Origin of the sequence: Streptomyces sp. OR43, assembly GCF_008042275.1 — a bacterium.
Classification (GTDB): Bacteria; Actinomycetota; Actinomycetes; order Streptomycetales; family Streptomycetaceae; genus Streptomyces.
In genome coordinates, this window is sequence record NZ_RDBK01000027.1 from 972 (window position 1) to 10,770 (window position 9,799).

A 9,799-nucleotide genomic window follows, 5' to 3' on the forward strand; every position below is an offset into this window, starting at 1 on the left:
GAGGAGGCCCGGCCCGAGGGGCCGCGTGGGCCGCGGGTCCACCGGGCCAGCCAGAGCGCGTCGCACAGCTGCTCCACGTCGGGGTCGAGCCCGGCTCCGCGCAGGCGGGCGACCAGGGTCGCCAGCTGCCCCTCACCGGGCGCCGCCCCCTCCCCGCCTGGGCCCGCACCGCCCGGGCCCGTACCGCCCGGGCCCGTACCGCCCGGGCCCGCACCGTCCGCGCCCATACCGTCCCGGTCCGTACCGGGCGCCGAGCCGCCCACCGTCATGCCCGCACCGGGCGCCGAGCCGTCCGGGTCGGGTGCCCCACCCGTCTCCCGGCCCCCTGGGGCCCCGGGCGTCCCGTCCGCCGCACGCATCAGCGCGTCACCTCGGCCGGTCGAGTCGCTGGATGAGCAGGTCGGCCAGCCGGTCGCGGCCGGTCGGCGCCGCCGCCTGGGTGAGGTAGATCGCGTTCAGCAACTGGTCGGTGGCCAGGAGTTCGCTGCGTGAGCGCTCCAGGAAGAGCGTGATGAGGTCCTCGCTGGAGCGGGCGGCCTCCTCGCCCAGGTGCGCCTTGACGAACGCGGCCAGCCGCTTGTGGTCGGGGCGCCCCAGCTCCAGGTGGATGCAGCGGCGCATCAGCGGGGCGGGGAAGTCCCGTTCCCCGTTGCTGGTGAGCACCACGAACGGGAAGGCCCGGCACTGCACCCGGCCGCCCTTGATCCGCACCTTGTTGCCGTCGTGATCGAGGACGTCCGCCTCGCCGTCGGGCAGCCGGTCCGCGATCCGTTCCAGCTCGGGGATGGCGAACTCGCCCTCCTCCAACACGTTGAGCAGGTCGTTCGGCAGATCGATGTCGCTCTTGTCGAGCTCGTCGATGAGCAGCACCCGCGGCCGGTCCGACGGCAGCAGCGCGGTGCCCAGCGGGCCGAGCCGGATGTAACTGCCCACGCTCTGGGCCGAGTCCGCACCGGGCTCGCCGCCGCCGGCGGCGGCGTGCGAGGCGATCTGCACGTCCTGGAGCCGGGCGATGGCGTCGTAGTGGTAGAGGCCGTCCAGCAGTGTGGTGCGGCTGACCACGGGCCAGCGCAGCACCTTGCCGAACTCCAGCTCCCGCGCGACGGAGTGGGCCAGGGTGCTCTTCCCCGCGCCCGGGTCGCCGGTGACCAGCAGCGGACGCCGCAAGTACAGTGCGGCGTTGATCATTTCGAGTTCCTCGGCCCCGGGCCGGTGCTCGTCGGCGATGCGTCCGGGAATGCCGAGGCGGCGGTCGGCCGACTCGGCCCCGTCCGCTCCGCCGGACGCACCGGCGAAATCACGCCAGGGCGGAGGCGGCGGCAGCTGCGCGACCTCGTCGTGCGGTTCGCCGATGCCTCGGTAGATGAGCCACTCGCTGGGTTCACTCATAGCGTGTTCCTCGTTGTCACTCGCCTGCGGGCGGCCGCCGTCGAACCTGCCTTACCGTATCGATCCTGAGTAACCCCCGTAAGGGGCAGGCCCCTTGACCTCCGGGTGCGCGGCGGGAATCTTCGCGTCACGGCGCCTCCAGGAACGCGTCGGACTCCGGCAGCGCACGGTTCGGATCGTCGCAATAAAGGGCGACTCCGTCGGACCAGAACATTTCCGTACGTCCCGCCCCCACTCCTCTTCTCAGCTCATGGATCTTCCACGGCAGCCGGTCCCGGGTGCCGGCGTCCGTCACGGCCTCGGCCACGCGCCGGTGGAATTCCCTGCAGACCATGTCGGCCTCCGCGGCCCTTCGCTGCAGCAGGACGGCCCCGAAGCCCGCGTCGATCAGCCGCACCACCCCGGCGGTGGTGTCGGAGTCCGGCCGGCTGCCGTAGCGGCAGAGGACCGGAACGGTGCCGTGCGCCAGGGTCCGCAGCCGCGTCACATCCGGTACACGTACCCGCAAATCGTCCTCGCAGTCGACCGCTTCGGCGTGGAGCCCCCACGCGGGCCCGGTGCCCCAGCGCGTCCGCCGCTCCTCGGCCGGCCCCTGGTAGGAGCTGCGCAGGACCACCGGACGTACGGCTCCGAGCGGCAGCCCGTTCGAAGGGAGCACCCAGTCGTCGACCGCGAGTCCGAAGAGCGAGGGCGCCACGACGACCTGGAGCAGCGCCGGGCTGCCCGGCTCGTCGCACCGCCGGAAGGCCTCGGCGAGCGCGGCGGCGAGCCGGTCGGGAACGGTGCCGAGCGGGGCGCCGCGGCTGTCCTCGTCGATGGGCTCCGCCCCCGAGGCCTGCCGGTCGACGGCGACCCGCCAGTCGTACTGGTCGCGGGCCCAGCCCTGGAGGTCCACGTTCAGCACGACTCCGTCGCGGTCCCCGTACACGACGGGTTCGCTCACTGAGGGGCGCACGGCCTGCTGACGGTTCTGTTCCAGGCGCAGCCGGACGGCCGCCCACTCCCTGTCGAGCTGCCCGCGCAGATCCCGGGACAGTTCGACGTCGGCGATCCGCTTCACCCACCCCCACAGCGCCTTGGCGTTCGTGACGGAGAGCTGTCCGCAGGGCCGGTCCGCCGTGAGGACGCCCATGCAGTAGCGCACGATCAGTTCGAAGCGGGCCTGCCGGTCGCGGACGCGGGTCTCGTACAGCACCCCCAGACCGTCCCGCCAGCCGCGCGGGGCGGGCCGGTGGTCACGGGCGTAGACGCCGGGCAGGCGGTCGAGGAGGGTGAGCAGACCGCGGGTGCTGGCCGGCGGCGGGAGTTCGGCGAGCCGCCCGAGCAGATCCGCGCGCAGCCGGGGGCCGAGGACGCCGGCGGGGGGTACCGGCAGTTCGCTCTGTACGTCGGTCCAGGTCCGCTCGGTGCCGACCGCGACGTTGTGCCGGTCCGCGTGGTAGCGGTCGTGGGCGTGGAACACGGCCTGGTACGTGTCGTCGGTCTCGGTCTCGATGGGTGTGGACGGCACCTCCAGGGTGCGCAGCCGCTCGATCCCAACGGCCGTACCGCCCTGCTGCCTGTCCAGTCTCGACTTGACCACTCCGACGACCTCGCCCCGGGCGAAGTCGATCACGGGCCCGCCGGACATGCCCGGCTCCAGCCAGCCCTCGTCGAGGAGGACGACCTGCTCCACATCGTCGGCGGCACCGTAGGAACCGTTCACCCGGTAGGTGCCGTTGCGCAGTTTCAGGCCGCCGCCGGGCGAGTTGACCCACCCCACGCAGCGGATGTCACCGCCGCGGAGCAGGGCCCCGGAGCGCTCGGCGACGTACACGCAGGCGTGCTCGACGGGCCGGCGGAGCTGGATGAGCGCCAGGTCGGGGGCGGGCCAGGCGGCGGTCCCCGGCGGCCGGGTGCCGGGCATGGCGACGACGACCCTGCCGGGGACCTCGGCGAGCTCGCCGGTGTACCGGTCGGCCTTGAACACCACGTTCACCATGCCCCCTTCCCCCCGCATCGCCACATGGGCGCACGTCAGGATCCAGCTCGGAGCGATGAAGAACCCGCTCCCCAGGAACTCCCCTCCCGGAGCCTCACCGCCCGGTCCGTCAGGGGCATACCCGGACGCCGGTCGATGGATGCGTACGGTCGCGTCCTCCACGAGGCCCAGAAGAGCAGCGTCCGACTGTCCCTGTCCGCCCTCTGCGCCCCCGTCGGSGTCCGAGGTCATGCCCCGCCGCCGTCGGTGTCGTCCGCGCCGTCGGGGTGTGCCGGTGCGCCGGGGGCTGCCCCGGCGTGCGGGGCCGGGGGCACGGGCGCCGGTGGTGCCGGGGGCGCGAACGGAACGGGCGGCATCGCGGGCGCGGGTGCCTGAGCGGGTACGGGTGCCTGAGCGGGTACGGGCACGGGTGCCGGTGGGGGCGGATCGACCGGTGGCCCGCCGCCGTTCCAGGTGAGCGTAACCTTGATCGCGCCCTTGGCCTCGCCGTCGGCGAGCAGTCCGACGACCTTGCCCGACTTGGCGGTGAGCTCGATGCCGAACTCGACGCTGACCTCGTCCGGCCGCACCGCGCGCAGCGGCACGGCGAGCGAGCGCGCCACGCTGGTCACGACGGAGTGCAGGCTCTCGACCCGGGCCTGCACCTGGTCGGTGAGGTTTCCGAATCCGGTGTCCGTGAACGTCAGTCCACCGGGCTCCGGACGGTCCAGTTCCTCGGCTCCGGAGATCCGCGCCCAGACCGGTGTGCCGTCCGGCATCTCGATGCGCGTAATACGGGTCCCGCTGTCGTCCATGAAGCCCCCCGTTCCCCAACTCCCCGCAGGTTAACGGCCGTAGGCGGCCGATGCGAGGTACATGGACCAGGACGCGGGCACGCGCCGGCCCGGTTCTCGGCCGGTCCGCACGGCCTCCGGCGGACCGTCTGCCGGTCACGACGGGGCTGCCACCAGGGCCGACGGCCCCAGCTGCGGCGGCGGGTCGGGTCCGGGCGGTCGGTAAACTTGCGCCATGTACTTCACCGACCGCGGTATCGAGGAGCTGGAGAAGCGGCGAGGCGAGGAAGAGGTCACTTTCGAGTGGCTCGCCGAGCAGCTGCGCACCTTCGTCGACCTCAACCCCGACTTCGAGGTGCCGGTCGAGCGCCTCGCCACCTGGCTGGCCCGGCTGGACGACGAGGACGACGACGAGGACTGACCGGCCCGGGCGTTCAGCGCCCGCCGGGTTCCTCGTCCCGCATCCGGTCGTACGCCAGGCCGAGCGCCCCGTGCACCATCAGCAGGGCCCCCGCGAAGACCCATCCACCCCTGCGCCGGCCCGCTCCCCAGAGCGCCATCGGCAGTCCCGCCGCCAGCTGGGCACCCGCCAGGGCGCGGGCCCGGGGGCCACGCATCCAGGGGCCCAGGCGACCGCTCTCCACGGCGTCGAGTTCGACCCTGACCGCGTCCCGCCAGCCGGTCCACGCGATCCTCTCGGTCTCCGGCCGCAGCCCGGCGCCCGCGGCCAGCCGGTCCGAGGGTTCACCGGGGTCCAGGCCCGCCGGGAGTTCCAGACCGACGCGGGTGAGCACGGCGAGCAGGCCGCGGAGCCGGGCCCGGGCGTCCGTCTCCGGATCGGGGCGGGTCAGGGCTTCGAGGGCCTGGACGTCCAGCACGGGATCGAGCCCCAGCCGTTCGGCGAACGTACGCATCGCCTCGTCCTCACCGGCGGGAGTCCCGTCGGCGAGCCAGACGTAGCCGACCGGACGGCGGAATCCCGCGGCGAGCGTGTATCCGGCCCGGTCGCCGTCCCACCACAGCGCCAGGACCGGCCAGGTGGAGCCGACCGCGAGCGCGGTGGCCCCGGACGATCTGTTCATTGCCGGGGACCCGCATCAGCGCATCTACGACTCGAAGGTGTCGTTGAAGGCGGTCGGGATCAAGGTCGCGGGCCGGTCCGCCAAGATGCGGAAGAACTACCGCTCCACGCACGAGATCCTCAGCTGGTCCACCGCCCCACTCCCGCCGCCCCCGCTTCCACCAGGAACTCGCTCGGCGCACCGGACCACGACACGTGCAGCCCGTCGCGGGCCCGTGTGCAGGCGACGAACAGCAGACAGCGTTCCGCCATCAGGTCGGACTGGTGCTGCACGCGATCGACGTCGACGGGAGTGACCGCCCGCGGATAGGGCAGCGAGGCCTCGTTGACACCGATGACCGCGACACAGCGGAACTCCAGTCCCTTGAACGCGTGCATCGTGCCGACCTGCACGGCGTCCGGTGATGCGGGGACATCACCACGCAGCCGGGCTGCAAGGATTCCGGACGCCCGGAGCCGAGCCACGGCCTTGTCGCAGTTCTTGTTGAACCGGGCCGTCACCCCGATCTCGCCCGGTGTGATCCCGCTGTCGATCCAGCCACGGACCCGCGCGAGAACGGCGTCGAGTTCCCCGTCCTCCGAATCCGCTGCGCACACCTCGGGCCCGTTGCCGTGCAGGGCCGAACGGTAGCCGAGCAGTGTCTCGTTGCGCGTTTCGTCCGCCAACTGCTCGAAGGGGCGCCCGATGAGGAGGGCGGTGGACCAGCTGAGGATCTCGTGCGTGGAGCGGTAGTTCTTCCGCATCTTGGCGGACCGGCCCGCGACCTTGATCCCGACCGCCTTCAACGACACCTTCGAGTCGTAGATGCGCTGATGCGGGTCCCCGGCAATGAACAGATCGTCCGGGCGCGCCGGGGCCGCCGCCCGCAGCAGCCGCCACTGGGTCGGGTGCAGGTCCTGCGCCTCATCGACCACTACATGCCGGTACCGGGGACCTTCGGCCGCCAGTAGATCGGCGGCCTCCGCACACGTGCCCAGATACGTGCGCAACCCGTCGGCGGCGAGCCGCCCCGTGAACTCCTCCACCGTCCGCCACACCGGCGGACGGGCCGACGCCGGAAGCCTGCTGCCGCGGCCTGGGCGGTCGCAGTCCACGTACTCCTGCTCCGTCCGCAGGTTCTGTGCCAGGACCACGTGCCGGTACTCCTGCCCGAGGAACTGCGCGCTGCCGGTGAACCCGGTCGCGCTCGCCGCCTGCGCCCACCGTGTCTCCTCCTCCCCGCCGCGAAGGGGCCGACGCGACGTGGACAGGACACGCCCCGCGAACGCGTCCACGGTCATGATGTCCACCCGGTCGCGCAGCGCCTCGTCCTCCACGAGGGAGGCGAGCCCCGTCCGCAGGGCACCCACCAGCGCGTTGGTGTAGGTGGTGAGCAGGATGCGCTCGCCGTCCTTCAGGTAGCCCAGCAGATGCCGCACCCGGTGCAGCGCGACGACGGTCTTTCCGGTGCCGGGACCCCCGGTGACCTGGGCCGGGCCGGAGTATGAGGCCCGGTAGGCGACCTTGTGTTGCGACGGGTGCAGAAAGACCCGCCAGGCCGCGAACGGCTTGTCGAGGATGTCCCGCAACTCCTCGGACCCGGTGACGTGCGCGATCCGGGTGCGGGTGCGGTGGATGGCGGTCGCGAAGTCCTCGGTGTCCACGGGCGCGTCGTCCCCGGGTGCGGCCGCGAGCCCGACGGACACCACATCCCGCCACACCTCCTCCACGGTGAACCCTGCGGCGAGGTACTCGAGGACCTCGCGCTGGTCCTGGGGGAAGTACGGTGCGAAGACCTCCAGTTGCTCGGCATCGGTGAGTGCGCGCGCCTGGCGCAGCGTGGTCTCGTCGATCCCGAGAGCGGCCAGATCCCCGTCGGACACCTTCGAGAAGAGCCGCCGCTCGGGCGCGGGGGCGATGCGCTCGTACGCGGGTGTGAGCTCGTCCAGCATCGCGATGTCCCGCACCTCGACGGCACGGGTCACCGTGTTGATGCTGGCCCTCTGCTTGATCGCCCAGGCGATGGCCTTGTCGTGAGGCATCACCCGCAGCAGCACGTAGGTGTCCCCGCTGTCGGGCGCGAGCACAACGCCTCGCGTTCCCTGATCGATCCTGATGGTCCGGATGTGTGGATCGCGGGCCTGCTTCAGCGTTTCGAGCTTCAGCCCGGGGTCCTTGAAGAGCTGGTCCAGGGTGAGCCGCTCGAACTTCTCCCAGGCGTCGAACACCCCCTGCTTGACGGTGCCTTGGAGCTTGCCGAGCTGGGCGCAGAAGCCGATGTCGAACGCGAGGTGAGGCATGTGCGGACTCTCCGGGAAAGCAGCGGTTGCGGTCACGGGGTGAGGTGCGGGTTCAGGTGCCGGGCCCGTCGAGGCCGAGGCGGATCAGGGCGAGCGCCTCCGCGACTTCTTCGGTCATGTCGTCATTGGCCCCGAAGACCACACACAGGTCGTCGTGCAACGGCCGCAGAATCTTGTCCGCTTCGGCCGCCTGCCCCTGGGCGAGCAGCAACATCCCGATGTCACGGCGCAGTTCGACGGCTTCCTCGCTCAGGTCGCTGTCGACGGTCCGTACGACATCCAGGAGGCCGCGCAGTGCGGCGAGCGCGTCGGTGGCCTGTCCGAGTTCGGCGCGACATCGGGCGGCCTGGGCGCGACAGGCGCGCGCCGATGCGCCGGTCGGCCCGTCGGTACGGGCATACGCGTCGGCCAGGGCGTCGAACTCGGGCAGCGCCGCCCGGTAGTCGCCGCCGAGCAACTGGATCGCCGCCCGTTTCTTCCGCAGGGCCAGCACCCGCTTGCTCTCCGCACCCAGGACGCGTGCGGCGGGTTCGATGACCTCACCCAGCACCTCGGCCGCCTGCGCGAACCTCTCCTCCTCCAGAAGCGCGTCGGAATGCGCGTAGGCCTCGTCGATCTCTTCGCGCAGCTGCGCCGGGACGGGCACGGGTACAAGGGCGGGCAGGCCGGCCTGCGGATCGATCGCTGTGCCTGCGGCGCCGCGAGATGTGCCCGCCCGTGCCCGCGGCGCGTACGGATCGCGGAAGATCCCCGTGGGATCGGGCACACCCTGCGGCCCTGCGTCCCCGGGCGCGAGATTCTGACCCGGCGGCGGCAGGAACGGCCGCAGCCGTTCGTACACCTCCTGCACATCGGCCGGCCGCGCCTCCGGGGACTTCAGCAGCAGCTGAAGAACAAGGCCCTCCAGGGCCTCGGGCACGTCGGGACGCAGCACGCGCAGCGGGGTGGGGGCCGCGTTCACGTGCTGGTACATCACCATCCATTCGCCCTCCGCACTGAACAGCACCCGCCCGCCGATCAGTTCGTGCAGCACGCACCCCAGCGCGTACAGGTCGGTCTGCGGCGAGATCCGCCCGCCGCGCACCTGCTCGGGGGCCATGTACTGGTACGTGCCGATGGGGCTGCCGGTCGCGGTCAGCTTGGTGACGTCGGTCCGCAGGATGGCGGCGATCCCGAAGTCGAGGACCTTCACCGTCCCGTCGCGTGCGACGAGGATGTTGCTCGGCTTGAGGTCCCGGTGGATGACCGGCACCTCGTGCGCGTGCGACAGCACGGTGGCGACCTGCGCCGCCACGGCCACCGCCCAGCTGACCGGCAGCAGGCGTTCCGGGTGGATGTACGTGGACAGCGGCAGGCCGTCCACGAGCTCCATCACGAGGAACAGCCGCTCGTAGCTGTCGTCGAGCACCGCGTCGTACACCTGCGGCACGCCGGGATGCTGGATCCGTGCGGTGATCCGGGCCTCGCGGCGGAACCGTTTGACGAACTCCTCGGCCAGCTGCGGCGAGCCGGCCACGGCCTGAGGCCTGATCCGCTTCACCGCGACGGGCCGGTCGAGCACGGTGTCATAGCCGCGCCACACATCGCCCATGCCTCCGTTGGCGAGCGGCTCCAGGAGCTCGTAACGACCGGCGATCGACTGCTGCTGCGGCACAGGGCCCCCGAGTGTGCGTACGTGCGGGTGCGGACCCGGACACGTGCGCGTACGGCGCGTGCGGACGGGCCCGGCTCCGGCATCGTCGGGAGCAAGTCTCTCCGGAAGAGTGATCTCCGGTCCAGCCGGTGTGCGATCGGTCGTCGCGGAAGGTAGCTTTCCGGTCACGGGGCCACGTCTTACGCGGACGGGATCTCCACAACGGCCCAGACCGTCTTGCCGGGCCCGTCCGTACACGGGAACCAGCCCCAACGGTCCGTCAGCGCCGATACCAGGAGCAGCCCTCTGCCCCCGTCTCCGTCTCCGTCACTGTCTACGTCTACGTCGAGCCCGGCATCCGGCGCCGCGGCGGCCGGCTGTACGGGGAGTCGCTCGCCGCGCGTGTCGGTGACCTCCACGCGCAGGGCGCTGCCCTCGGCGGACAGGCGCAGCCGGAAGTCCCGCCCGGGCACGTGCCCGTGGCGTACAGCGTTCGCGCTGAGCTCGGCGACCACCAGCGTCACGACGTCGTGCGTGTTGCTGCCGTACGGGACGCCCCAGGCGTCGAGTCGCTCACCGGCCAGCCGACGGGCGAGCCGGGCCCCGCGGGGCGTGGAGCTGAACCGCATGGTGAAGTGGTGCCAGGGGAGGCGGGGTTGGGC

The 9,799-nt window shown here is 72.1% G+C and carries 7 protein-coding genes and 3 pseudogenes; 2 read left to right on the forward strand and 8 right to left on the reverse strand.

Annotated elements, in window-relative coordinates:
* From EAO72_RS41955 to EAO72_RS15240, 4 genes and pseudogenes are all read right to left on the reverse strand, one after another.
* Positions 1-359 (reverse strand): annotated as a pseudogene (locus EAO72_RS41955) (hypothetical protein); the annotation flags it as partial.
* Between the two features lie 7 nt (positions 360-366).
* Positions 367-1,389, reverse strand: a complete 1,023-nt coding sequence (locus EAO72_RS15230; protein WP_148017877.1) for an AAA family ATPase — start codon at positions 1,387-1,389, stop codon at positions 367-369.
* Positions 1,390-1,516: 127 nt separating this feature from the next.
* Positions 1,517-3,601 carry a VMAP-C domain-containing protein gene (locus EAO72_RS15235; protein ID WP_148017878.1) on the reverse strand — a complete coding sequence of 695 codons (2,085 nt, stop codon included), beginning with the start codon at positions 3,599-3,601 and terminating at the stop codon, positions 1,517-1,519.
* Complete coding sequence (locus tag EAO72_RS15240) at positions 3,598-4,164, reverse strand: CU044_2847 family protein (protein WP_148017879.1); 567 nt, start codon at positions 4,162-4,164, stop codon at positions 3,598-3,600. The genes EAO72_RS15235 and EAO72_RS15240 overlap by 4 nt, the downstream gene beginning before the upstream one ends.
* A 214-nt stretch (positions 4,165-4,378) precedes the next feature.
* Here EAO72_RS15240 and EAO72_RS15245 point away from each other — a divergent pair, with 214 nt between their 5' ends.
* Positions 4,379-4,564 carry a DUF6104 family protein gene (locus tag EAO72_RS15245; RefSeq protein WP_046907272.1) on the forward strand — a complete coding sequence of 62 codons (186 nt, stop codon included), beginning with the start codon at positions 4,379-4,381 and terminating at the stop codon, positions 4,562-4,564.
* A gap of 13 nt (positions 4,565-4,577) precedes the next feature.
* On the opposite strand, the pseudogene EAO72_RS15250 reads toward EAO72_RS15245, so the two are convergent.
* Positions 4,578-5,207 (reverse strand): annotated as a pseudogene (locus tag EAO72_RS15250) (hypothetical protein); the annotation flags it as partial.
* On the opposite strand from EAO72_RS15250, the pseudogene EAO72_RS44045 reads away from it, so the two are divergent.
* Positions 5,194-5,379 (forward strand): annotated as a pseudogene (locus EAO72_RS44045) (hypothetical protein); the annotation flags it as partial. The pseudogenes EAO72_RS15250 and EAO72_RS44045 overlap by 14 nt on opposite strands.
* Here EAO72_RS44045 and EAO72_RS15260 read toward each other — a convergent pair.
* The 3 genes from EAO72_RS15260 to EAO72_RS15270 form a co-directional block, all read right to left on the reverse strand.
* A complete protein-coding gene (locus EAO72_RS15260) occupies positions 5,345-7,504 on the reverse strand; it encodes a UvrD-helicase domain-containing protein (protein WP_148017880.1) in 2,160 nt (719 codons plus the stop codon). The pseudogene EAO72_RS44045 and the gene EAO72_RS15260 sit on opposite strands and share 35 nt — an antisense overlap.
* A 52-nt stretch (positions 7,505-7,556) precedes the next feature.
* Positions 7,557-9,095, reverse strand: a complete 1,539-nt coding sequence (locus EAO72_RS15265; RefSeq protein ID WP_410090332.1) for a serine/threonine-protein kinase — start codon at positions 9,093-9,095, stop codon at positions 7,557-7,559.
* Between the two features lie 242 nt (positions 9,096-9,337).
* On the reverse strand, positions 9,338-9,799 hold a 462-nt coding region (locus tag EAO72_RS15270), incomplete at its 5' end, for an ATP-binding protein (protein WP_315986305.1).

Coding starts and splice junctions, on each gene's coding strand:
- EAO72_RS15230 (WP_148017877.1), bottom strand. CDS start 1,389: ATGAGTGAACCCAGCGAGTGGCTCATCTACCGAGGCATCGGCGAACCG.
- EAO72_RS15240 (WP_148017879.1), bottom strand. CDS start 4,164: ATGGACGACAGCGGGACCCGTATTACGCGCATCGAGATGCCGGACGGC.
- EAO72_RS15245 (WP_046907272.1), top strand. CDS start 4,379: ATGTACTTCACCGACCGCGGTATCGAGGAGCTGGAGAAGCGGCGAGGC.
- EAO72_RS15260 (WP_148017880.1), bottom strand. CDS start 7,504: ATGCCTCACCTCGCGTTCGACATCGGCTTCTGCGCCCAGCTCGGCAAG.
- EAO72_RS15265 (WP_410090332.1), bottom strand. CDS start 9,095: ATGGGCGATGTGTGGCGCGGCTATGACACCGTGCTCGACCGGCCCGTC.